At 60.5% G+C, this 23,626-nt stretch carries 26 protein-coding genes; 17 read left to right on the forward strand and 9 right to left on the reverse strand.

Going from position 1 to position 23,626, the window contains the following annotated elements; translation table 11 throughout:
* Positions 1–77 precede the first annotated feature (77 nt).
* Together RCH09_RS16820 and RCH09_RS16825 are read left to right on the forward strand one after the other, a co-directional pair.
* A complete protein-coding gene (locus RCH09_RS16820; RefSeq protein ID WP_326942292.1) occupies positions 78–395 on the forward strand; it encodes a DUF2846 domain-containing protein in 318 nt (105 codons plus the stop codon).
* Positions 396–820: 425 nt separating this feature from the next.
* Positions 821–1,978: an acyltransferase family protein gene (locus RCH09_RS16825; protein WP_326942293.1), complete on the forward strand. Its 1,158-nt coding sequence runs from the start codon at positions 821–823 to the stop codon at positions 1,976–1,978.
* Positions 1,979–2,084: 106 nt separating this feature from the next.
* Here the strand turns inward: RCH09_RS16825 and RCH09_RS16830 are convergent, their stop codons facing one another.
* Positions 2,085–2,666, reverse strand: a complete 582-nt coding sequence (locus RCH09_RS16830) for a DUF2127 domain-containing protein (RefSeq protein WP_326942294.1) — start codon at positions 2,664–2,666, stop codon at positions 2,085–2,087.
* Between RCH09_RS16830 and RCH09_RS16835 the strand changes: the two genes are divergently transcribed.
* Positions 2,665–3,402, forward strand: a complete 738-nt coding sequence (locus RCH09_RS16835; protein ID WP_326942295.1) for a hypothetical protein — start codon at positions 2,665–2,667, stop codon at positions 3,400–3,402. The two genes, RCH09_RS16830 and RCH09_RS16835, sit on opposite strands and share 2 nt — an antisense overlap.
* Before the next feature lie 224 nt (positions 3,403–3,626).
* On the opposite strand, the gene RCH09_RS16840 is transcribed toward RCH09_RS16835, so the two are convergent.
* From RCH09_RS16840 to RCH09_RS16850, 3 genes are all read right to left on the reverse strand, one after another.
* Positions 3,627–4,826 (reverse strand): endo-1,4-beta-xylanase, encoded by a 1,200-nt coding sequence (locus RCH09_RS16840; protein WP_326942296.1) that lies wholly within the window; start codon positions 4,824–4,826, stop codon positions 3,627–3,629.
* A 293-nt stretch (positions 4,827–5,119) separates the two neighbouring features.
* On the reverse strand, positions 5,120–5,395 hold the full coding sequence (locus RCH09_RS16845; protein ID WP_326942297.1) for a nucleotidyltransferase family protein: 276 nt from the start codon (positions 5,393–5,395) through the stop codon (positions 5,120–5,122).
* Between the two features lies 1 nt (position 5,396).
* Complete coding sequence (locus RCH09_RS16850; protein ID WP_326942298.1) at positions 5,397–5,654, reverse strand: nitroreductase family protein; 258 nt, start codon at positions 5,652–5,654, stop codon at positions 5,397–5,399.
* Positions 5,655–5,904: 250 nt separating this feature from the next.
* On the opposite strand from RCH09_RS16850, the gene yghU reads away from it, so the two are divergent.
* From yghU to RCH09_RS16865, 3 genes are all read left to right on the forward strand, one after another.
* Positions 5,905–6,780 (forward strand): glutathione-dependent disulfide-bond oxidoreductase, encoded by an 876-nt coding sequence (yghU, locus tag RCH09_RS16855; protein ID WP_326942299.1) that lies wholly within the window; start codon positions 5,905–5,907, stop codon positions 6,778–6,780.
* Positions 6,781–6,848: 68 nt separating this feature from the next.
* Positions 6,849–7,538 (forward strand): dihydrofolate reductase family protein, encoded by a 690-nt coding sequence (locus tag RCH09_RS16860; RefSeq protein ID WP_326942300.1) that lies wholly within the window; start codon positions 6,849–6,851, stop codon positions 7,536–7,538.
* Positions 7,539–7,718: 180 nt separating this feature from the next.
* Positions 7,719–9,056 carry an ABC1 kinase family protein gene (locus tag RCH09_RS16865; RefSeq protein ID WP_326942301.1) on the forward strand — a complete coding sequence of 446 codons (1,338 nt, stop codon included), beginning with the start codon at positions 7,719–7,721 and terminating at the stop codon, positions 9,054–9,056.
* 385 nt (positions 9,057–9,441) lie between these two features.
* Here RCH09_RS16865 and RCH09_RS16870 read toward each other — a convergent pair whose 3' ends face one another.
* The 3 genes from RCH09_RS16870 to RCH09_RS16880 form a co-directional block, all read right to left on the reverse strand.
* Positions 9,442–10,287: an HpcH/HpaI aldolase/citrate lyase family protein gene (locus RCH09_RS16870; protein WP_326942302.1), complete on the reverse strand. Its 846-nt coding sequence runs from the start codon at positions 10,285–10,287 to the stop codon at positions 9,442–9,444.
* Positions 10,288–10,456: 169 nt separating this feature from the next.
* Positions 10,457–10,927 carry an RDD family protein gene (locus tag RCH09_RS16875; RefSeq protein ID WP_326942303.1) on the reverse strand — a complete coding sequence of 157 codons (471 nt, stop codon included), beginning with the start codon at positions 10,925–10,927 and terminating at the stop codon, positions 10,457–10,459.
* A gap of 7 nt (positions 10,928–10,934) precedes the next feature.
* Positions 10,935–11,192, reverse strand: coding sequence for a hypothetical protein (locus RCH09_RS16880; RefSeq protein WP_326942304.1), 258 nt, complete (start codon positions 11,190–11,192; stop codon positions 10,935–10,937).
* Positions 11,193–11,290: 98 nt separating this feature from the next.
* On the opposite strand from RCH09_RS16880, the gene RCH09_RS16885 reads away from it, so the two are divergent.
* From RCH09_RS16885 to RCH09_RS16900, 4 genes are all read left to right on the forward strand, one after another.
* A complete protein-coding gene (locus tag RCH09_RS16885) occupies positions 11,291–11,662 on the forward strand; it encodes a pentapeptide MXKDX repeat protein (protein ID WP_326942305.1) in 372 nt (123 codons plus the stop codon).
* Between the two features lie 225 nt (positions 11,663–11,887).
* The gene (locus tag RCH09_RS16890; RefSeq protein WP_326942306.1) at positions 11,888–12,568 is read left to right on the forward strand and encodes a cupin domain-containing protein; all 681 of its coding nucleotides are present in this window, start codon (positions 11,888–11,890) and stop codon (positions 12,566–12,568) included.
* Entirely contained in the window at positions 12,565–13,149 is a 585-nt protein-coding gene (locus tag RCH09_RS16895) for a TetR/AcrR family transcriptional regulator (protein WP_326942307.1), read from the forward strand. The genes RCH09_RS16890 and RCH09_RS16895 overlap by 4 nt, the downstream gene beginning before the upstream one ends.
* 150 nt (positions 13,150–13,299) lie before the next feature.
* Positions 13,300–15,669 carry a hypothetical protein gene (locus RCH09_RS16900; protein WP_326942308.1) on the forward strand — a complete coding sequence of 790 codons (2,370 nt, stop codon included), beginning with the start codon at positions 13,300–13,302 and terminating at the stop codon, positions 15,667–15,669.
* Positions 15,670–15,693: 24 nt separating this feature from the next.
* On the opposite strand, the gene RCH09_RS16905 is transcribed toward RCH09_RS16900, so the two are convergent.
* Positions 15,694–16,269 carry a helix-turn-helix domain-containing protein gene (locus RCH09_RS16905; RefSeq protein WP_326942309.1) on the reverse strand — a complete coding sequence of 192 codons (576 nt, stop codon included), beginning with the start codon at positions 16,267–16,269 and terminating at the stop codon, positions 15,694–15,696.
* A gap of 141 nt (positions 16,270–16,410) precedes the next feature.
* Here RCH09_RS16905 and kbl point away from each other — a divergent pair, with 141 nt between their 5' ends.
* Together kbl and RCH09_RS16915 are read left to right on the forward strand one after the other, a co-directional pair.
* Positions 16,411–17,628, forward strand: coding sequence for a glycine C-acetyltransferase (gene kbl / locus RCH09_RS16910; protein ID WP_326942310.1), 1,218 nt, complete (start codon positions 16,411–16,413; stop codon positions 17,626–17,628).
* Positions 17,628–18,599, forward strand: coding sequence for an NAD-dependent epimerase/dehydratase family protein (locus RCH09_RS16915; RefSeq protein WP_326942311.1), 972 nt, complete (start codon positions 17,628–17,630; stop codon positions 18,597–18,599). Before kbl ends, RCH09_RS16915 begins: the two co-directional genes overlap by 1 nt.
* Positions 18,600–18,703: 104 nt before the next feature.
* Here RCH09_RS16915 and RCH09_RS16920 read toward each other — a convergent pair whose 3' ends face one another.
* Positions 18,704–19,600, reverse strand: coding sequence for an amidohydrolase (locus RCH09_RS16920; RefSeq protein ID WP_326942329.1), 897 nt, complete (start codon positions 19,598–19,600; stop codon positions 18,704–18,706).
* A 175-nt stretch (positions 19,601–19,775) separates the two neighbouring features.
* Between RCH09_RS16920 and thrC the strand changes: the two genes are divergently transcribed.
* From thrC to crcB, 5 genes are read left to right on the forward strand one after another with little or no spacing between them, the layout of a single operon-like run.
* The gene (gene thrC, locus RCH09_RS16925; protein WP_326942312.1) at positions 19,776–21,236 is read left to right on the forward strand and encodes a threonine synthase; all 1,461 of its coding nucleotides are present in this window, start codon (positions 19,776–19,778) and stop codon (positions 21,234–21,236) included.
* A gap of 17 nt (positions 21,237–21,253) precedes the next feature.
* Entirely contained in the window at positions 21,254–22,465 is a 1,212-nt protein-coding gene (locus RCH09_RS16930) for a molybdopterin molybdotransferase MoeA (protein ID WP_442785052.1), read from the forward strand.
* Between the two features lie 2 nt (positions 22,466–22,467).
* Positions 22,468–22,725: a molybdopterin converting factor subunit 1 gene (moaD, locus tag RCH09_RS16935; protein WP_326942314.1), complete on the forward strand. Its 258-nt coding sequence runs from the start codon at positions 22,468–22,470 to the stop codon at positions 22,723–22,725.
* A 20-nt stretch (positions 22,726–22,745) separates the two neighbouring features.
* Entirely contained in the window at positions 22,746–23,204 is a 459-nt protein-coding gene (gene moaE, locus RCH09_RS16940; RefSeq protein WP_326942315.1) for a molybdopterin synthase catalytic subunit MoaE, read from the forward strand.
* A complete protein-coding gene (gene crcB / locus RCH09_RS16945; protein ID WP_326942316.1) occupies positions 23,201–23,575 on the forward strand; it encodes a fluoride efflux transporter CrcB in 375 nt (124 codons plus the stop codon). Before moaE ends, crcB begins: the two co-directional genes overlap by 4 nt.
* The last annotated feature ends 51 nt before the right edge of the window (positions 23,576–23,626 follow it).

Here is a 23,626-nt window from a genome sequence, read left to right on the forward strand (position 1 = left end):
TCCGCTCGAAATCTACGGCGAGATTATCGACAATTTGAAACAGGCCGAATCGGCTACGATCCATTAACGTGTTGCACTTGGTTCTTGACTCCGCCGCCCTTAAGAAAGACGTATGGATCGATGGGAAGTGCATCGGCGAGAGTGGACCAGATGTATTTTTCTATACGGAAGTTGAGGGCGGAAAAAGCCATAAAGTCGATACTGAATCTGAGTTTTCACCAAATACCTTTGAGTTACTGTTTGAGACGAATAAAAAATATTTCATTCGGCAGTACATCAAGATGGGCGTATTTATTGGTGGCGCGGGGCTGGAGCAAATACCTGAAGAGCAAGGAAAAATAGATGTCGCCAAGCTTGAACTAGCTAAATCAGGCAAGTGTAGCGCGGCACGATAACTAAAAAGTCTGTCAGTCCAGTACGGCCAAGTTAGAAAGGCCGCAGGACGGAACGCGTCGGGCGTGAACCGCGAAGCATGTTTTCGCTGCACACGAAGGTCATCATGCCGCGTATTGCGGGCGAAGGTTCCGGCTTCCGCTCCGGTTCGTAATCTGATTGAAATCTTGGTAGAACATGGACTGAGAGAGCGCTGGTTTTGGCCTTCGAATCCTTTGGATGAGGGGCTAAATCGGCGATAACCGGTCATTATTCAGCGACAATGCGCGGATTTTTCCACCGTTCCATCTGTTGCCGTCGAGGGCAACGCTAAACTTGCCGGTTCGCTCTAAAGTTGAGTACGAGCGTTTTTCTGAGGCTAAGCGGCGAACAGGCAGATCAAACGGCTGGGTGCATTACTCCGGTCTTTTTTAATCCAGAGGGTTTAATGACGCAGGTTATAGATACAAATATCGTAGGCGCCGATACGTCCGGCATCACATCGCGGCGCCGTACGGACTTCCTCGACCAGATCCGACTAACCCTGACGGGCCTCGTAATCTTTCACCACAGTGCGATTATGTTTGGAGCACCCGGTGGCTGGTATTTGCGATACCCGACCGAACACTTGTTGGAGCGGGTTGGCTTCGCCGTTTTTGTTTCCGTCAATCAAGCGTTTTTTATGGGCTTCTTTTTTCTGCTGGCCGGATATTTCAGCGTGGCGTCGTTCGACCGCAAGGGCCCGCTGCGGTTCTTGGGCGACCGATTCATTCGGCTTGGGATTCCGATTCTCGTTTATGGCTACGTGCTTGGACCGATGACAGTCGCACTGGCAGATGTGAGACACGACCAGCCGTTCCTTGAGAACTGGGGCGCTCTGGTACGAGAGGGCTATTTCAACATCGGTCCACTGTGGTTTGCCTTGGCACTACTTCTGTTCAGTCTCGCCTATGTGCTCTGGCGCATAACAGGACCGGAGGCAGGGTGTGGTAACCGCTTCATCCCTCGCCAAGTCCACCTGCTCGCGGCCGCATTGGGAATAGGTGGGCTGGCATTCCTCATCCGCCTATGGGTGCCGGTAGGACAGGAGCGCTGGATGCTCCAAATCGGTTATTTTGCTTCTTACGTGGTGTTGTTTGCTGCGGGCTGCGCGACTGCACGTAGCAACTGGCTTGAGAAAATCGACTCCAGCACCGCACGAGTATGGAAAATCGTCGCCTGGATCTGTGGGCCGCTGCTGTTCGTATACGGCGTGGCCGCCGGCGCGGCAAGTGGCGCGCCATTCGACACGTCGGGTGGCTGGACCCTCCCGGCACTCGCGTACGCGTTTTGGGAACCGTTCGTTGCCTGGGGCATTATCTTGGGAATGCTTTTGCGCTTTCGTATTGGAAGTGCGCGGCTGTGGGCGCGGCCCCGGTGGTCGAGCTACGTCTACGCAGCGTATATCGTGCATCCGCCGGTGGTAGTTGCACTTGGTCTGCTGCTCGCCCATGCGGCGCTCCCAAATAGCCTGAGCTTCGCCATTGTCGGCACGAGCGCTACGGTGCTGAGTTTTATGCTGGCGTGGGTCTTACTTCAGATTCCCGGGGCAAAGCGCGTCCTTTAGGCCAGCGATGCTAAGGCAACGCAGCCATTGCCGTGGCGTTTCTCAAGATCTGCGATGGGTCGATAGCGCGAGTTCGCGCATGCGTACAATCGGACCTGCACGGTTGTTATGGCATCCGATTGATAGCAGGGCGGTGCCGTCGCCAAAGTCGGACAGTAAGAAATGCGGCCAGGAACACATTGCCTGCCAGAACGAGACCAGTAATCAGCGATGGACTGTGCAACAGGTGGTTGAATTCAAACGGGAGGTAAATCCCTCCCGAAAGAGCCCCAAGCCATTCACCCCAAACATAGTCGTTCCACAGCCCGTAGCTTTCCAGCAGGCGCATCGCAATGTAACCGCACGCCAGAAGAAAGAACGAGTGCAGGTCGGCGTCAGGTAGAAGGTTGGCATAATGTAAGAAGATGGAAGGATAGTGGGCTTCTGGATTCAAGTGAAAATGGCCGATGAGCTCAATCGCAAGATGCCTTACATCGTGATGCATCAGGTCAAGAACGCCAACGACGGCCGCAAATGCGGCAAGACCCTTGATTACTTCGAAGGCAGCGATTGCACGTAGCGTATGGCGCATGGCGACTGGATGTGGCGCAGCAACGGTGCGAGTGAGCCTGGAATCAATCATATTGCGAGAAATGGGGCAATCCTGTGTATTGTTGTGATCGGTCTGGTATTTAGCTTTTGCTCTCATGTCGATTATTGTGTCCCAGCACAGTCTGGTAGGAAAGCGCCGCCTTGAGCGCCCTTTTTTTTCGAATCCTTGGTTCAGCGCTATGCAATGCAATCAGAACGCGTATCTCGCAGTACATGAAAATCACAATCGCTACAAATCAGTTTCGGCGAAACTCCGCATGAACAAGGGTTTATTGCTGCTTATTGGCGTTTTTTTGAGCCATCCGGCCCATGCAGACGAGACCGATGTTCAACGCGGTCTAGGTGCGGCAGCGGGCATTTTCGCTGCCATCTATGTTCACGAGCTGGGACATGCCTCGGTTTTTTATATTGCCGGCGCCGACGAAGTTCACATCCGGGTACCTGGCACGCAATGCATGCTGCTGTGCGGCCAAACAGATGTTAAGTGGTCGGGCAATCCGACTCAGGCGACACGCAAACTTGCGAGCGGCGCCGGGTTTGTGACCAGCAACCTGGCCGCAGAGCTGCTGCTTCATAGCGAAGGCGGCGCGAGGTCGGCGTTTGGTCAGGGCTTCATCGCCACGAATTTGTACTCGAATGTCTCCCACGTCTTCACTTATTACACGAATGTGCGCGGGAAAAACGGATATCAGGGGAACGATATCGATTCTTACGAACTGGCAGGTGGTAACCCGCATCTTTTGGCAGCCGGGCTGGTTAGCTATTCTTTGTACGCATTGCGAAGAATGGAACGAAAAAATATTCCGGTCATGTTCGCGCGACTGCGTTTCTAAGGCTTGGAAATTTGTTTTCCATCGTTGCGCGATATAGAGGCGATTGAACCTCCGCCTCGGGTGGAAGTTGACGTTGTCGGCTCCGGCCAGAATGAAATGCGACTGAATGTGCAGCGGTCAAGTTCTGTGGAGAAAATGGGCTTGTCGAACGAACGGTTTCCCCTTTTTTCTGACGATCAATTTCCGAAACGTGACGCGTGGTGAAAATTGAAGTGCCTGCCGGACTAGGGAGACTGGCGTCCCTCCGCTGCCTCTAATACCGACCAATAACCAGCTTTGGGACGTTGTTTCTTGTCAAACAATAATGGTTGGTCGCGGCGCCACCAATCCCAGCCTGAATTACGCGACGTGTGATCGTCAGCGACACCCCACCATGTCACCGCAGTGAGTTCCCGATGTGCGAGAAATACCTGCATCAGGGCCTTGTAGCGCTTGCCTTGCTCGGCCAACAGTTGCTCCGATGAGGCGGATAAAAAATAGGCGTGGCGCTGGTAGAGGCTCATGTCCAGCTCGGTGATTTGATTTTCAAGTCCGAGGTTGGCAAATACCGACAGTGTCTGGTCGATCGCGTCGACCGATGGCACATAAATGTTTACATGCATTTGATGGCCGACGCCATCCACCGGTACCCCGCGCGCCAGCATGCCCTTGAGGACACGTTCCAGACAAGCGCGCTTTTCAGGTTGTGTCGTAGCGTATTCATTCATGATAAGGCGCGCATGAGGATCCGCAGCATGGGCATAGTGAAAAGCGAGGTCGACATAGTCCGGGCCCACGACCTGGAACCACTGGTCATTGCGCAGGCAATTTGGCTGCGTTTCATCGATGACCTCGTTCACGACATCCCAGGCATAGACGTTCTCCTTATAGCGCCCCACAACGGATTCGATATGTTGCCGTAGCCGCGACAAGACCAGGTCGCGCGACGCTGGCTGACCGGACCGATCGCTCCAGAACCAGTCTGGCGTGCGCCGGTACCACAACAGCGTGTGTCCACGCATCGCCATATTATGTCGCCGCGCAAAATCGACGATGGCATCCGCAGGACCGAAATTGAATTCGCCTTCGCGCGGCTGGATACGCGACGGTTTCATGACATTTTCAGCCACCACGCTGTTGAATTGGCGTGCCAACAATGCTCCGTCTGCGCCGTCCAGCTGTGATGGTTCGATAGCTGCGCCGATCTTAAGGCGGCCCCTGTAGGCCTGCGCTAACGAGTCAGGTGGTGGAATCCAGTCAGTAGAGGCGGCACCGCAATAGTTGCCGGAAATGCTTGCGGCGACAAGAAGGGTAGCCTGCGTCACTCGCACAGCGGAAAAGAGCAATTTTTTCATCGGCGTGATGAAGCAATGATGGTAATTCTTGCGGTACAGCCAGGCATGCAGAAACCTCTGGCGGCGCGGCTGCAGTTGACGATCTGCCAAGTATAGTGCAACGAACGAGGGGTTTTGCCGATCCGTGGGTGGTACCCGTGCCGCGGGCTGCGCAAGCGTGGCGACAATCCACAATCCCTGTCCCATATTCAACGTCGCGCCAGACTGACCTTTCGTGGTTGATTGGACAAGTCACCCTGCCGACCGGTTACGCGCGGGTATCGACCGATGACCGGAATCTGGACTTGCAGCGCGATGTATTGCAGGCGCCTGGCTGCGAGCGGGGGCGCACATGCGATCTGGCCATCGACGCCATCTTCGTGCACAGGCTGCTTTGAGCGCGATCAGACCGGCCGGGCTTCGGCGAGCAGGCTATCGCGCAGGGCTGGCGGCAAATCGGTCGGGGTCCAGACAGTGACGAGTACGCCAAGACGGGATTCCAGCTCCTGCTGCAGTCCACCCAAATCAACGCGGGTGGCGCCGGGCAGGGCATCGACCACCACGTCGATCCCGGCGCCATCCTGCGAGGCCCGGAAAACGCGTGGATTGGCAGCACGGAAGCGGCGCACGGCTTCACGGATGAGTGGCCGGTTCAGTTCGAGGACAGTGGATGGTCGCATGTTACGTCCTTCGTTTTCCGGGTGGTTGTTTCAATGAGGCGCGCGCAAGGTGATACTGGCTGGCCCATGCGACTTGCCGTACTTGCTGGCGCAGCTTCCGCTCCTCGACGACGACAAAGCGCCAGTGCTGAATGTTGAACGCGGTTGGCGACTGCATGGCGAGGGACAGCAGTTCCTGCTGCCCGGTGTCGGTGATCCGGTGCGACGGATCGAAGTTCTTGACCGCGCGGCGGGATCGAATTGCTTCATGAATGTTCACGGGGACAGCCTTTGATCGACCAGAGTGCGCAGTCTAGCGGTTTTCATCGCCGCGAGTTGGCGCCGCCGCTGTGCCGCGGTGCGCCACGTTTGCTTGCAGATATCTGCGATCCGGCGCTGGCAGGGGGACGCCTGGTGCCGGGCGAGGCCCAGGGGTGCTGGACGCGCCGGTCGCAAGCATCGGGTATGCTTGCCCGATGCCGTCGTCATGACGCCGCCCAACCAGCTTCATCGTTTTCAAGGTTCTCCGTATGAATGATCCATTGCCGTACTCGCCGCCCCGGATATGGTCGCCCAACAAGGAAAGCGGTGGTCGCTTCGCGAGCATCAATCGTCCCGTCGCAGGTCCGACCAGTGAAAAAGCGCTACCGGTCGGTGTCCACCCCCTTCAGCTTTACTCGCTCGGCACGCCCAACGGCGTCAAGGTGACGATAATGCTGGAAGAATTGCTGGCCGCCGGACACCGTGGCGCCGAATACGATGCGTGGTTGATCCGGATCGACCAGGGCGATCAGTTCGGCAGCGGCTTCGTCGAGATCAATCCCAACTCCAAAATTCCGGCGTTGGTCGACCGCAGCGCAGCAGCGCCAGTCCATGTGTTCGAGTCCGGGGCCATCCTGGTTTATCTTGCAGAAAAATTCGGTGCATTCCTGCCCGAGGACGGCGCCGCGCGTGCGCGATGTATGTCCTGGCTGTTCTGGCAGATGGGCAGTGGGCCCTTTCTGGGCGGTGGTTTCGGCCATTTCTACGCGTACGCACCAACGAAGATCGAATACGCAATCGATCGCTACGCAATGGAAGTCAAGCGACAACTCGACGTGCTCGACCGGCGCCTCGCCGAAAGCCCGTATGTCGCGGGTGACGACTACACCATCGCAGACATGGCAATCTGGCCCTGGTACGGTGGCCTGGCCCGAGGCGAATTGTATGAAGCGGGAGAGTTCCTGCAAGTGCAGCAGTATTGCCACGTCCAGCGCTGGACCGAACAGGTCGCTGCACGCCCGGCGGTCCAGCGCGGGCGCATGGTGAACCGGACCACGGGCGATCCCGCCAGCCAGCTGCGAGAGCGCCACCACGCCAGCGATTTCGACACCGGCACGCAGGACAAAATGCTGCCCCCTGCCTGATCGCGCCGCCAGCAGTTCGCATACGCAGGCATGACCAACTATCTCATCGCAATGGCCAGGAGTTTCTGATGCAGCCCTATATTATTTGTCACATGATGTCCTCCCTCGATGGCCATGCACTCACCGATGGCTGGGATCGCGCCTTCAAAAAAAACGCCGGCGCGCTGTATGAAGAACTCGCGCAACAATTCAAGTTCGACGCCTGGATTTGCGGCCGGGTCACCATGCAGGAAATTGCACACGGCGACGGTTATCCAGCGGGACTTGCAACAACGCCGATCGCGCGCGCGCATTACTTTGCTGTGCGCGACGCGGCCTGCTATGCGGTCGCCATTGATCCGCACGGAAAAGTCGCATGGAAAAGCAACCAGGCGCTCGATTCACACGTCGTCGCGGTCGTCACCGAGACGGTTGCTGACGACTACCTTGCCTATTTACAGTCAATCAAGGTCTCCTACATTTTCGGCGGCAAGAATGAGATCGACCTTGCGCAGGTGGTCCGGGTCCTGGCCGCCGAGCTCAATACCAAACGCCTGATCGTTGAAGGCGGCCCCCACGTCAGCGGTTCGTTCGTCAACGCCGGACTGGTCGACGAGATCAGTGTCTTGGTGCTGCCACTGATTGATGGGCGTGGCGCCCATCCGGCCTCGTTCGAAGTCGCAGAGCAAGATTGGACCAGGCCTTCCTACCTGACCCTCACGGCGGCCGAAATCCAGAACGGCGGCGCGGTGTGGCTGCGCTACACGAAAGCCGCATAACCAGTGGCGTCGTCAATCCATGGCGCTTGATCGGCGCCGGTAACAGGCAGCCGCATGGCGCCACAGGGCAGGGCCGGTTGTTCCAGTGGCATTGCGGATTGCTGGATCGGGTACCACCTCGATTCGGTGGCGCAGCGCACTCTTCACCATGCAAGCGAAAGCAATGCGATGTCCGATGAAATGCAAGACCGTCTCAAAGCTGGCCGCGCAGTACCGAGCGGGCGCCTGACGCGCCTGTTTGGACTGGGCTCGCTGGCCACCAGCATTGCCGGCAACATGCTGGCCGACAGCGCACGCCATCTGACCCAGGGCAAACGTCCGCGTCTGGGTGCACTGATGCTCACGCCGGCCAATGCACATCGTGTCGCGGACAAACTGGCGCACATGCGTGGCGCCGCGATGAAAGTCGGGCAGCTGTTGTCGATGGATGCGGGTGACCTGCTGCCGGCCGAGATCAGCGCAATCCTGGCACGCCTGCGTGCCGATGCCACTGCCATGCCGATGAGCCAGGTGGTCGAGGTCCTTGACGCCAATTGGGGCACAGGCTGGCGTCGGCATTTCCGGCAGTTTTCTTTCGCGCCGGTGGCGGCCGCCTCGATCGGGCAGGTGCATTTCGCCGTCACCAGCAGCGGTCAGCGCGTCGCGATCAAGATTCAGTATCCGGGGGTGCGGCAAAGCATCGACAGCGATATCGACAATGTCGCTGCCTTGTGCCGGCTGTCGGGCCTGATTCCGCGGACCGTTGACTTCGGACCGCTGCTGCAGCAGGCCAAGCAACAGTTGCACGAGGAAGCCGATTACCTGCGCGAAGGCGCCGCGCTGCGCCGATACGGCGGCCTGCTGGCCCATAACGCCGCATACGCCCTGCCGGAAGTGCACGATGCGCTAACGACCGAAAGCGTATTGACCATGACGCGCATGGATGGCATACCGATAGAGAGCCTCGCGCAGGCGCCGCAAGCCGAACGTGACCGGATCGTCAGCCTGCTGGTCTGGCTGCTGTTTCGCGAATTGTTCACGTTTGGCCTGATACAGACCGATCCGAATTTTGCCAATTATCGTTACGAGCCTGAAACCGGGCGCTTGATTCTGCTCGATTTTGGCGCGACACGGGAGTACTCGGCGCCGATGGTGGCGCACTACCGGCAGATCCTGACGGGTGCGATCCAGCGTGACCCGGCACTGATTGCACCTGCTGCGATCGCGCTGAATTATTTTGACGAGAACACCTCTGCCAGGCATCGTGATGCGGTGCTTGGCATGTTCATCGACGTATGCGAACCGTTACGGTTCGACGGGGCCTTTGACTTTGGCACGTCGGATCTGGCGGCACGTTTGCGCGACGCAGGTATGGCGTTGGGCATGGAGCGCGATTTCTGGCATACGCCGCAAGCCGATGTGCTGCTATTGCATCGAAAAATGGCAGGACTGTATCTGCTGGCGGCAAAACTGCGGGCGCGGGTGGATGTACGGCGGTTATGGCTGAGTTGCGACGAGCCAATCCGTGCAGCAGTCTGAAGCCGGATGATCGGCATGGGCAGTGAGGATGGTCCAGGGTCACGGGGCTCGACAAATGGGTCCGGTCGGTCCGTCTCGCCGCGTGCGCCGGCATGGCCCGCAGCGTTACAGGCGATCACCTGAGCGTGCGCAATTGCGCATGCGCCATGCGCAAAACGTCGCCGCGGCCAGTACAAATCTGCAGCAGCTGGTGGCGACGTGATCACGGAATCAACTTGCGCTGCAACCTGAACGCCAGCCAGCGCGGCATTCCGGCCCTCGGAAAAATTTCAGGACTGGCGGCTTCGGGTCGGTTCCAGTGGTTCAGAAAGAGTCAACAACCCGCATTACCCATCATGCGCAATGCGGGTTTTTTTGATGTCTGCTGCATTCCTGCCGCTATGCGTCAGTTCGCAGTCAGCGTGTTCGCCTTGCGCAGGGTTTCCTCGATGATGTGTTGCGCCATCACCAGCATCGGACGGTCGACCAGTTTGCCGTCGACCGCGATGGCGCCGCCGCCGACTGCCGCGGCCGCATGAATGATCTTGTTGGCCCATTCAATCTTCTGTGGCGATGGTTCAAAGCTGCGGTTGACGAAGGGCACCTGATTCGGATGGATGCACAGTTTGCCGCCGAAGCCGATGCGGCGCGCATAGTTGCAGTCGTCCTCAACCTTTTCATCGTCATCGATTTCCGTGCTTACCCCATCGACCGGCGGCAGCAGGCCCGCCATGCGCGAGGCCAGCACAATTTTCGAACGAAAGAACAGCAGCTCGTCGCGGTCGCCATCAATTCCCATATCCAGCTTGAAATCGATTGTGCCGAACAGCAACCGGTTCACGCGCGGCGCTGCCGCCAGTTCGGTGATGCGTGCAAAGCCCAGCATGGTTTCGATCAGCGGATACACCGGGGCACCGGTCGAGGCCGCCGAGACGTCGTCAACCCGCTCGGCCTTCGGCACCACGATACCGGCTACACCCGGTCGGCGGCAGGCGTGCAGATCGTCGCCAAAGCAACCGGAGTTGACGCAATTGACGCGCACCAGGATCGGCACCTTGTTCGCCAGGGCCTCCTCGCTATCGAGCCAGTTGCTCAATGCATCGCGCGCCGCAGTCTTGTCGGCCGGCGCTACCGCATCTTCCAGATCGATGATCACCGCATGCGCACCGGCGTTGCAGGCCTTGGCGAAGCGATCCGGCCGGTTGCCGGGAACGAACAAATAGGAATGGATGAAGGGCGATGACGTGATCATGATTTCTCCGATACGTGAATGCGGGTTGCTTGCGGCGGATCGACGGCTTGGTCGAACCCGCAGGGCGGATTTGCGACACCATGGCAAAGACAATTACAGCATACACGCCCTGAAAACATGACGGAAAATGTGCCGAAATGGTTGCGCGTCAGGCGTCACACTGCATGCCTTATTCAAACCGGACCGGCGCGTTTCCGCCATTCTTTGTCCGCACCACGACGGTGCCGGCCAGCTTGTCATGCCAGCCCTGCTTGCGCTTGTCGAACCCGACCCAGATGAAGCCGAGACAGAACGGGATGGCCGAGATGAAGTAACCGACGTAGCGGATCAGCTGCTGCGCAAAGCTTGGCGCGCCACCGGTTTTTGCGTCAACGATGCGCGCACCGATGACCATTTTTCCTGGCGTTGCCTGTTTGGTGCTCCAGAAGACCAGCACGATAAGTGCTGGCAGCAAGTAGGAAAACAGCAGGTTGCTGGCACCGGAAAGCATGACCCCGCTGGCAAGCCGCTCTTTTCCGAACACAGCAAACAGCAGTGGAAAGATCACGAACGAAATCAGGATCGTGTCGATGATGCTGGCCCACACGCGCAACCAGAATCCCGTGTACTCAAGTTCGGTCGTTGCATTCACGTCATTCATGCGCTTCTCACTTTTTTATGTTGTTCGGACGTCCGCGCGATTGTGCCGACATGGCTGATGTTAGCGCATGCGCGGAGGGCATCGATATGCGCGGCGTCAATGGTTTGCCCGCGCGCAACCGGACCGCTTGCGCATCGCCGGCTCCGGATACGACGACGACCGACTTGATCACCGCGTTGATGGGATTCTGCAATTTGTTTTGTAAGGTTCGCGCCGCATGCGTGACCAAGGCATGGAATTGAAAAAATCCAAATCGGATGGCCATGTTGTGCCATGTAATTTTTATGCAATGGGTTGGCAATTTGCGCGTCGAATGCCAACCGTGTCGCACGCCACTGCGTGCATTTCCCTCAGGAGCCTTGAATGAATCAACTTTTAAAAATCACCTTCGCAGCAATGATGGCATTGGCCGCAGTGTCGGCTTCGGCACAGGACGCCATGAAGAAAGACGGCATGGAAAAAGAGACCATGCAAAAAGATGCAATGGGCAAGGACGCCATGCACAAGGACGCAATGGGCAAGGACGCCATGCACAAGGACGCAATGGGCAAGGATGCGATGGGCAAGGATGCAATGGGCAAGGATGCGATGGGCAAGGACGCAATGGCCAAGGACGCAATGGCCAAGGATGCAATGGGAAAGGACACCATGAAAAAAGACAAGATGGCAAAAAAATCGATGGAAAAGGATGCGATGGAAAAAGATCCAATGGCCAAAGATGAAATGAAAAAATAAGTTGGCGCAGCAGTCACGATCCGGGGAAACCCCGCGGATCGAAAGTTCGAATGCCTGACCCCCGGCGGTCCGGGATTCCTCGTCGCTGACGGGGAGTTCCGGACTGCCGGTTTTCGTCGCCACGCCATGCGCCCCTGTACACCTGCGTCTCGCAATGACCATTGACACGCACGGAGCGCATGCCTACTATGCCTACCAACTAGTCGGTATATGAAAAGGAACGCCATGCAACTCAATTCCATTCTTTCGCAGCGGGTCGTGGTCGAATCCTCGCAGGTGCCGTGGGTCGATTCCCCGGCAGCCGGGATCGCACGGCAGTTGCTGGAACGCGACGGCGGCGAAGTCGCCCGCGCCACGTCGCTGGTGCGTTATGCACCCGGCGCGCACTTTGCGCGTCATACGCACGAACTGGGCGAGGAGATCTTTGTGCTGGAGGGCGTGCTGGACGAAGAATCCGGCAGCTTCGGCGCCGGCACCTACATCAAGAACCCGCCGGGTTCTTCCCATGCGCCGGGGTCGACGACGGGTTGCACGTTGTTCGTCAAGCTGCGGCATCTGGATCCGGCCGATCGCGCGCGCACGGTGATCGATACCCGCACGGCGAGCTGGTTTCCGGGCATGGTGCCGGGCTTGTCGGTGCTGCCGCTGTCGGAATTCGAGGCGCAGCACACGGCGCTGGTGCGCTGGGCGCCGGGGACGCAATTCACGCCGCACCGCCACTTCGGCGGCGAGGAAATCCTTGTGCTGGAAGGAGTCTTCGAAGATGAATTCGGGCGCTACCCGGCCGGTACCTGGATACGCAGTCCGCACTTGAGCATGCATCGACCGTTCAGCATCGAGGGTTGCACGATTCTGGTCAAGACCGGACATCTGCCAGTCGCGCAGCCCGACAACGCGACCGCATGAAGCACTTCGCCGACATCTCGCCGACGGCCGAACGCGTGGTCGATGCCGCCGAAGGGCTGGTCCAGCTGCATGGGTATAACGGCTTTTCCTACGACGACGTGGCGCGGCTGGTCGGCATCAAGAAGCCGAGCATCCATCACCACTTTCCCAAGAAAGAGGAACTCGTGGCCGTGATCGCGCAGCGCTACACGCACCGCTTCCGTGAAGAATTGCTGCGCATCGATCAGCAGCACGCGCGCGCTCCCCAGCGCCTGACTGCCTACGCGGCGCTGTTCGAGCGTACCTATGCCAGCGACCGGCGGCTTTGTGTCTGCGGCATCCTTAGCGCGGAATCGGACTCGCTGCCGGACGTCGTGACCGACGAGGTCGCGCAATTCTTCAAGGTCAATCTCGACTGGCTGACCGGTGTCGTTGCCGAGGGACAGCGTGCCGCACTGATTCGCGCGGGCGCAGGCGCTGCGGAGCTCGCAGAAGCCTTCCTGTGCGCGCTGGAAGGTGCGATGGTGGTCGGTCGCGGGATGCGATCGGCGCGCGGACCGGCCAGGGTCGGCAAGACTTTCCTGGCAACCGTGCTGGCCTGAGTCGGCAGCGACGCTGCATGTCGGACGCTTGTTGCCGATGCCATTGCGCGGGTCTCTGTGCATTCGCAAACTGCGCCTGCCGCGCCTGACTAAATTGGAGGAACGGTCGACTTGACCGGAGCCTGTCAGCCAATTTGGAAGGGAATTCCCATGATCCGATTTTCAATGATGCCGGTGCGATGCTGGCGTCGCAGCATGTCGTCCAGCGCCCTGATCCATGTCATCCGACCGCCAGGTTTTCTGACCTGCTTTCTGCGGCTGTTCGGCAGCGCCGCGGTGTTCCTTGCGTTGCTGTCATTGACTCCGGCATACGGTTTGGCGTTGACCAATGGCGTACCCAGTCCCGGCACCATCGGCCTGCTGCTTCCAGACGGTACGGCCACCACCAACCCGCAGGTCATGTCATGGCTGGATGCGGCCGACGAGGAGGGCTTGCGCGTCGAAACCCTGACCGATACGCAATTCCTCGCGCTCGGCAATGGCAGCAACGCCTATCGCGGCATCATCCTGCCCGATCAGGTGCATGTCAGCGCGACCGATGCGCTGATCGCCGCAATCCAGGGGTATGTCACGCGCGGCGGTCAGGTCATGCTGGTGTATGACTTCGGCGCGCTGACCCCGGCCGGTGCGTATGCGGTGCCGAAGTCGCGCCTGAGCAGCCTGGCCGGGGTCGATTACCTGCTGTATGACGAACTGCGCGACCGCACCACCGGGCTGGGTCCGCTGACCGGATTCGAAAGCATCCTGCGTCAATGGCAAGTGCCGCCGGGTAAATCGATGCTGTTTACCAGCACGGCTTCGCCGCTTGCCGCCAGCAGTGCTGCGACGAGCGGGGCGATGTTGGCAGCGCAGCTTGATCCGACCGACGCCAAGGCGACCGCGACCCGCATCGGCGTCCTCAAGGGTGCCAATCTGGCCGCCAACCAGGCGCTCTATCTGCCGAGCAGCCCGGCCAATCCCGGCGGCGTGATCGGCTACGACCATGCCCAGCAATTCCGGGGCAATCCGTACGATGCACATGTCACGGTGCGCACCGAGCAAGGATTGGTGGCGGCCAAAATCAGCACCAATCTGCCGGTTGTCTCGGGCTCGAAGACGCCGGCGCTCAAGCCAGTCAGTTTCAATGCCACACGCAAGCTGACGCTGGTGGACGCCACCACGCCGCTGACCGCCAACATGGCGGGTGTCGCCAAATCCGCGCTCGCCACAACCGAGAGCGCGGCCATCGCGCTGGGCAGCCCGGCGCCCGATCCGGTGCATGCGGTCAGTGGCTACATTTATGGCGTGCTGACCTATCCGTCCTTCGTCACGCGCGGCAACTTCGCCGGATTGCAACTGGCCAGCGCGCCACAGTTCGGGCTGGCAGCGGGCGTCAACACGGTGGGCAGCGGCAAGGTGCTGTTCGTGAACCTGCCGGTGAATTATCTGAAAGGCAGTTCGGATGCGATGCCGATGCATGGCTTCCTGCATTATTTCGCCAACACGATGCTGAAATTGCCGCATCTGTCGAGCTTGCCCAATGCACTGCCGGGGCTGACCCTGAACTGGCATCTGTGCTCCAACTTCACCACCGACATGGCGGCATTGACGCAGCAGGGCGTGTTCACCCATGGACCGTTTTCGATCCACATCACCGCCGGTCCGGACACGGTGGCATTTGGCGATCATCTTGGCTGGAATTTGCCGGGCAATCCGCAGGCGCAGCAGATGCTGCGGTCGCTGGAGGCGCAGGGGCACCGGATCGGCAATCACGGCGGCTGGATTCACGACTATTACGGCGAGAACGTGTCCGAGACCAATCAGGCGACCTTCCAGCAATACCTGGTGCTGAACAACAACGCAGTCGATGCGGCGCTGGGCCATGCCACCATCGAATATGCCGCACCGCAGGGCAACAGTCCGACGTGGGCCACGGACTGGATCGAGCAACATGGCGCGATCGGCTCCTACGCGCTCAGCCACACTGGCGTCGGACCGACCCGCAATTACATCGGCGGGCTGCGCAGGAATCCGGCGTTATGGCTGGAGCCGGTCATGCCGCTGGGAGAATGGGCGACCTTTGATGAGTTCATTTACTACGGTATTCCCAAGACCGACGTCAGCAGCTGGTATCAGTCGCTGATCGACTTCAGCATCCGCAATCGTACCAACCGCCTGATCTACATGCATCCGCCGGCGGACGAACAATGGTCAGACGTGGTGCTGGCGATGTTGAACTATGCCAAAACCAAAAAACAGGCCGGCAAGTTCAGCTGGTACACGATTGCCGACATGTCTGCCTTCATGACGACCCGGTCGAAAATCAAGTGGACCGAAGCCATCGCGGCCAACGGCAACTGCCAGTTCGCCGCCTCGCATCCGACCAGTCTGGCGCGCCTGAGCTGGATTTTCCCCAAGTCCGCGTTCGCCAAACCGGTCATCACGGCGGGTTCGGCCAACGTCTCCGATGGCGGCGATGGCAACTGGCTGGTGGTGGCGACCAGCGGGACAACGCTGAATTTCCGTGCCACGCCGCTTTGACGGCGCGCTCGACCAGGGCGCGATTCAGCGATGGATGACCACCAGCAAGGCCTTGGCCTCGGTCTTGCCGGCATTGCGGATCGCGTGCGCCTTGTCGGCCTCGTAGCGCGCGGTGCCGCCGAGCTTGAGCTTGCGCTTGTGGTCTTCGACCTCGACTTCGATGGCGCCATGCAATACCGTCAGATGCTCGGTGGTGCCCGGATCGTGTGGCGCCGATACCAACTCCCCGCCGGCCGACAGCGTCAATTCGTACCACTCATATTTACCGGCAAGTGACATTGGGCCGAGAATGCGCAATACGTACCCGGCGTGATCGCCCGACAATGTCGGGGTTTCGTGCGGCTCGAGGATGCGAATGGTCTCGACCGGGCGCGCTTCGGTCGACAGCAATTCGCCAATGCCGATGCCCAGCGCATTGGCCAGTCGCCACGCAACGGCAATGGTCGGATTGGCTTTCTCGCGTTCGATCTGGGACAGCATCGATTTCGACACGCCGGCGGCGCGCGACAGGTCTTCCAGCGTCAGGCCGCGGTCGAGACGCATGCGCTGCAGGGTGGCGCCGACTTCGGGCGGGGTAGCGGGGACGGACAGGGTTTTCATGAGTGGGCTTGCAAAGTTGAAAGGGGTTGGCTACTATCCACTATATTGAAATTCTGTTCTTGATAATGGAATTGTAAAAATTTAGTGGAATTCGGCCGGTTCAGTATATTGGCATCGATTCTACCAACCAGCGAGGATGCAATGGTGACGAACAGCAAGGAAGATTTTTTCAGCGGTCTGGACAGCGAGCTCAACCGCCTCAAGGACGTCGGCCTGTACAAGAACGAACGGGTGCTGGCCTCGCGCCAGGGCGCCGAAGTCGTTTGCGACGATGGCCGTACCCTGATCAACCTGTGCGCCAACAATTATCTGGGACTGTCGGGCGAAGAGTCGATGGTGCGCGCGGCGGTCGAGGCGACCGAGAAGTTCGGCTACGGGCTGTCGTCGGTGCGCTTCATCTGCGGCACGCAGACGGTCCACAAGGAACTCGAAGCGGCGCTGTCGACCTTCCTCGGCATGGAAGACACGATCCTGTATGCGGCTGCGTTCGATGCCAACGGCGGCCTGTTCGAACCTTTGTTCAATGAAGAAGACGTCATTATTTCCGATGCCCTGAACCATGCCTCGATCATCGATGGCGTGCGGTTGTGCAAGGCGGCGCGGCTGCGCTATGCGCACAACGACATGGCCGATCTCGAAACCCAGTTAAAGGCCGCGGCCGGCAAGCGCCATGTCGTGATTGTCACCGACGGTGTGTTTTCGATGGATGGCACGATCGCCCAGCTCGACAGGATCTGCGACCTGGCCGACCAGTACGGCGCGCTGGTGATGATCGACGAATGTCATGCCTCCGGCTTCATGGGCGCGACCGGGCGCGGCACGCACGAGCATCACAACGTGATGGGCCGGGTCGACATCATCACCGGCACGCTCGGCAAGGCGCTCGGCGGCGCGATGGGCGGCTTTACTGCGGCGCGGCGCGAAGTGATCCAGACCTTGCGCCAGAAGTCGCGGCCCTACCTGTTCTCCAACAGTCTCGCACCAGCCATCGCCGGCGCCTCGCTGGCGGTGCTGCAACGGCTCGAAACATCGACCGAGCTGCGCGACCGGCTGCATGCCAACACGGCGCATTTCCGCGCCGCCATCAGCGCGCTGGGCTTCACCATCAAGCCGGGCACCCATCCGGTGGTGCCGGTGATGCTGTTCGATGCGCCGGTCGCACAGCGCTTTGCCGCACGGTTGTATGAACTGGGTGTCCTGGTCACCGGCTTTTTCTATCCGGTGGTGCCGATGGGGCAGGCGCGGGTGCGCGTGCAATTGTCGGCCGCGCACACCATCGAACAGCTCGATACGGCATTGGCGGCATTCGCGCAGGCCGGCCAGGAACTGGGCCTGCTCACCACCAAGGGAGCCGCATAATGGAACGCATCCTCGTCATCGGCGCCAACGGGCAGATCGGCAGTGAACTGGTTGCCGCGCTGGCACAGCAGCACGGCGCAGCCAATGTGATTGCGGCCGACATCGGCCCGCGCAACCGCTTCGGTGCGGCGCGTTACGAAGCCATCGATGTGCTCGACCGCAAGCTGGTCGCCCACATCATCGACAGTTACCAGGTCACGCAGGTGTACCAGCTGGCGGCACTGCTGTCGGTGACCGGCGAGCAGGCGCCGCTGAAGGCCTGGACGCTGAACATGGATGGCCTGCTCAACATTCTCGAAATCGCGCGCGAACGCAAGCAGGCCGACAAGCCGCTGCGCGTGTTCTGGCCCTCGTCGATCGCCGCCTTCGGCCCGAACACGCCGCAGGACATGACGCCGCAACTGACCGTGATGGACCCGACCACGATCTACGGCATCAGCAAGCTGGCCGGCGAACGCCTGTGCGATTATTACTTCAGCAAATACGGCGTCGACGTGCGCAGCATTCGCTACCCCGGCATCATCAGCTACAAGTCGCCGCCGGGCGGTGGCACCACCGACTATGCGATCGCGATCTTCCATGCCGCGCTGCGCAATGAAACCTATTCCTGCTATCTCGGCCCGCACACCGCCTTGCCGATGATCTACATGCCCGACGCGATCCGCGCCACGATCGAATTGATGAGTGCGCCGGCCGAACAGGTCAAGGTGCGCTCGTCCTACAACGTGGCCGGGTTGAGTTTCGATCCGCAACAACTGGCCGCCGCGATTCAGAAGCAGCACGCCGGTTTTCGGATTGACTACGCACCGGATGCGCGCCAGGCAATTGCCGACAGCTGGCCGCACAGCCTCGACGATGCCGAGGCCACGGCCGATTGGGGCTGGCATGCCGAGGTCGGACTCGACGACCTGGTCGAGGACATGTTGCGCAATGTGAAGGTGGATGCGGATGCGGCAGTGCAGGCGGCGTGACGCGCCGCAACCATTGACAGTTTCATTGGCTTGCTCGCCGGACGGACCACGAAAGTCGCGACCATTGAAGAAATGAATCCTGGTTTCAACCCCGCAAGCCAACCCTAACGACTGAGATCCACCCCAAAGAGCGCTGCCGCATTGCTCCAGCCAATCCTGCCGGCGACCTCCGCCGGCAACTCGCCCAGCCAGTGCCGATACGCTGACATGATCTGGTCGTAATCCTGCCAGCGCTGGTTGGTCCAGGTGTCCGAGCCGATCACGAAGCGCTCTGGATACTTGAGCAGTAACGCGCGCCATTCCGGACACAGCATGCCGCCGTCGCAGGTCAGCCCGGGCCGGTACGACAATTCGCCTATCAGCAGCGGATACGTCGCCAGCAGTTGCTCGACCCGGGCGATGGGCGCGCCGCCAATGCCGGTGTGAGCCCAGACCAGGCGCAGCTTCTGGCCTTTGGACGGCGTGCTTGCCATCAGCAGATCGATCGCCGCGTCATCGACATGGGCCAGCACCGCCAGCCGATGTTGCTCGGCGAGGGCCATCAACTTTCTGGCCACCGGCTGGCTGGCGTTGGCGCTGTCATACAAATGGAATTCGCCGATGCCGCGAAATGGTACGGCGCCCGCGCTCGTTGCGACGCCGCGCGCCAGTTCCTGCGTCACCATCGTGTATATGCTGTCATCCCGAAACCAGCTGTCGTAGTCGGCGCGGTTGCGGTACAGGCGGATAAACGGCACGACGGTGAGCTCGGTGCTGTCGCGGGTGGCAGCGACCAGTGCCTTGCTGCCGTCGTTCGGACGCGAGTTGGCGAGGATCGCCTTGACACCGTTGCGCCGCAGACGGGCCAGCACATCGGCGATCGGATACGGGCCGCTCTGACCGTTCCACGCTTCGGTGTTGTAGTGCAAATGCGCGTCAAACAGCGGGCCGGTGTAATCCGCAGCGTGGCTGATGCAGGCGCAGCAGAGCAGGGCGGCCAGCGCCGCTTTCAGGCTTGACATCATCATTGATCGCTCCGGCGTAACAAGGGGTGGCGCAACAGTGCAACCCACAGCATAAGTAGCGGCAAGGCCACGATCAAGACAAAATCCCGCAGGTGTCGGTTCCACGCGTCGGCGCGCCCGAGGCCGGCAGCTATAATGGCCGCTACCCTCACGACTTCGCCATTGCCGACCCATGCATTACGTTTCCACCCGCGGCCATGCCGCTGCACAAGCCTTTTCCGAAATCCTGCTCGGCGGACTCGCGCCCGACGGCGGCCTGTATCTGCCGGACGCGTACCCGCAAGTCACCGGCGCAGAACTCGATGCCTGGCGCAAGCTGTCCTATGCCGATCTGGCGCTGGCCATCCTGAGCAAGTTCGCCACCGACATCCCGGCTGCCGACCTCAAGGCACTGACCGACAAGACCTACACCGCCGCGGTCTACCGCAACGCCCGTGCCGGCGATGCCGCCGAGCGCATCACGCCGCTGCGCGTGATTGAACAGGACGGCGACAAGACATTGCTGCTGCAGGCGCTGTCGAACGGGCCGACGCTGGCGTTCAAGGACATGGCGATGCAGTTGCTCGGCAACCTGTTCGAATACACGCTCGACAAGCAGCATGCGTCGCTCAATATTTTCGGCGCGACTTCTGGCGACACCGGCAGCGCGGCCGAGTACGCGATGCGCGGCAAGCGCGGCATCCGGGTGTTCATGCTGTCGCCGCAGGGCAAGATGAGCGCGTTCCAGACGGCGCAAATGTTCAGTCTGCAGGATGCCAACATTTTCAACATCGCCGTCGCCGGTGTCTTCGATGATTGCCAGGACATGGTCAAGGCAGTCTCGAACGATCACGCCTTCAAGCAGCGCTACCAGATCGGCACTGTCAATTCGATCAACTGGGCGCGCGTGGTGGCGCAGGTGGTGTATTACTTCCGCGGCTATCTGGAGGCGACCACCAGCAATGACCAGAAGGTGTCGTTTACGGTGCCATCGGGGAATTTCGGCAATATCTGCGCCGGGCATATTGCACGGATGATGGGCTTGCCGATCGACCAGCTGGTGGCGGCGACCAATGAAAACGATGTGCTGGACGAATTCTTCCGCACCGGCGTCTATCGCGTGCGCAGCGCCGCGCAAACGCTGCACACCACCAGCCCGAGCATGGACATCAGCAAGGCCTCCAACTTCGAACGCTTCGTGTTCGATTTGCTCGGACGCGACGCGGCGCGCGTCAAGGCACTCTTCGCCAAGGTCGACAGCGCCGGCGGATTCGATCTGTCGGGCGCACCCGGCAGCGATGGCGATGAGTTCAAGCGCATCGCTGAATTCGGCTTTGCCTCGGGCCGCTCGGTCCATGCCGACCGCCTCGCCACCATTCGCGACCTGCATGCGCGCTACGGCCTGACCATCGACACGCATACTGCCGATGGCGTGAAAGTCGCGCGCGAACACGTCAAGGCCGGCGTGCCGATGATCGTGCTGGAAACCGCGTTGCCGGCCAAGTTCAATGAAACCATCCGCGAGGCACTCGGCCACGACGCCGAACGGCCGGCCGGGTTCGAGGCGATCGAGACGCTGCCGCAGCGCTTCGACCTGATGGCTGCCGACGTGGCGCAGGCCAAGGCCTACATCGCTGCACATACCGGGCTGTGAGCATGAACCGTCCGCCGATGCTGCCAGTTGCCGAAGCCCTCAAGCTGTTGCTCGACGCCGCCCGTCCATCCGGAATCATCGAGACAGTGTCGACGCTGGACGCCAACGGACGGGTGCTGGCCGTGGCGCAAACCGCGCAACTGGATGTGCCGGGGATGGACAACACGCAGATGGATGGCTATGCGGTGCGTGCCGCCGACTGCGCCGGCGGCGCGGCACGGCTGCAGGTCACGCAACGGATACCGGCCGGACAGGTCGGCACGGCCTTGACGCCGGGTACCGCAGCGCGCATCTTCACCGGCGCGCTGATTCCCGAGGGCGCTGACGCGGTCGTGATGCAGGAACAATGCACGGTCGATGGCGAGCATGTCATCGTCAATCATCAACCCACGGCTGGCGAATGGGTGCGGCGGCGTGGCGAAGACATCCGCGCCGGCAGCGTGATCCTGCCGGCCGGCACCCGTCTGCGCGCGCAGGAACTCGGGCTGGCCGCGTCGGTCGGCCTTGCGAGCCTGCCGGTGGTCGCGCGCATCAAGGTTGCCGTGTTCTTCACCGGCGATGAACTGGCGATGCCGGGCGAGCCGTTGAAGCCGGGCGCGATCTACAACTCTAACCGTTTCACGTTGCGCGGCCTGCTGGAAAACCTCGGCTGCGCCATTACCGATTTCGGCATCGTCCCCGATTCCCTGGCGGCGACCCGCGACACGTTGCGCCGGGCCGCGCAGGAACATGACCTGATCATCACCTCCGGCGGCGTGTCGGTTGGTGAAGAAGACCACATCAAGCCGGCGGTTGAAGCCGAAGGGCGGCTGACCATGTGGCAGATCGCGGTCAAGCCCGGCAAGCCGCTGGCGTTTGGCGAAGTCGACCGCGCCGGCAGCCGCGGCAGCGCGTTCTTCCTCGGCTTGCCCGGCAATCCGGTGTCGAGCTTCGTCACCTTTCTGCTGTTCGTGCGGCCGTTCATCTTGCGGCTGCAGGGCGTTGACGATGTCACGCCGGCGACCTATGCGCTGCGCGCCAGTTTCGACTGGCCCAAGCCTCACCGGCGCAACGAATTCCTGCGCGCGAGACTCGGTGCCGATGGCGGGCTCGCGCTGTTTCCGAACCAGGGTTCGGGCGTGCTGACATCAGTGGTCTGGGGCGATGGCCTGATCGACAATCCGGCCGGGCAGGCGATCGCCGCCGGTGATATCGTGCGTTTCATTCCCTTTTCGGCATTGCTGTCCTGACGATGAACATTCAACTGCGTTTTTTTGCCAGCGTGCGTGAAGCGCTGGGTACCGCCAACGAGACCATCGACGTGCCCGCGCATGTGTTGACGGTGGGCGACGTGCAGGCGTTTCTGCGCAGTCGTGGCGGCGTCTGGGCCGAGGCGCTGGGGGCGGACCGTGCCGTACGCATCGCCTGTCAGCACGAGATGACCGCTGCGACGACGCCGATCACGCCCGGCTGCGAGGTCGCCTTTTTTCCGCCGGTAACCGGCGGCTGATGTTTCTGCGGAACGCTACGATGACCATCCGGATCCAGACCGACGATTTTGATCTCAGCACCGAAGTCGCGCAATTGCGCGCCGGCAGTCCGCAGGTTGGCGCGATTGTCAGCTTTGTCGGCACCGTGCGCGACATGAACGAAGGCGCGCAGGTCAGCGAGATGGAACTCGAACACTATCCCGGCATGACCGAAAAATCGATCGACGCCATCCTCGTTCAGGCGCGCGCGCGCTGGCCGATTGCCGATGCGCTGGTGATCCACCGCATTGGTCCGCTGGCGCCGATGGCGCAGATCGTGCTGGTCGCGGTGGCTGCCGCGCATCGGGGTGAAGCGTTTGCCGCCTGCGAATTCATCATGGATTATTTGAAAACCGAAGCACCGTTCTGGAAGAAGGAACACACGCCCGACGGCGCGCGCTGGGTTGATGCCCGACAGACTGACAGCGCCGCGCTGGCCAAGTGGACGGCGCCGCAATGACCTGGCTGGCGGTGGGTTTTGGCGCGGCACTCGGGGCGTGGTTGCGTTGGGGCCTGGGAATGTGGCTCAACGCGCTGAACCAGCCGGTGCCGCTCGGCACGCTGGTGGCCAACCTGGGCGGCGGCTTCCTGATCGGCATCGCGGTGGCCTTTTTTCAGGGCAATGAATCCTTGCCGATCGAATGGCGGTTATTCCTGATCACCGGCTTCCTCGGTGGTTTGACCACTTTTTCGACATTTTCGGCTGAATCGATGATGTTGCTGCAACGCGGCGAATTCTTGTGGGTGCTTGGCCATTCTGCGCTGCATCTGGTTGGTTCGATCGGTTGCTGTATGTTGGGTTTTATGATCTGGCGCACAGTCAGCAGCTGAACAAAGCGGCAATACTCCAAGGGAAGTGCTTGAATTGGCGCAGCGTCGCCC

It is taken from the genome of Actimicrobium sp. GrIS 1.19, assembly GCF_035984655.1.
Classification (GTDB): domain Bacteria; phylum Pseudomonadota; class Gammaproteobacteria; order Burkholderiales; family Burkholderiaceae_D; genus Actimicrobium.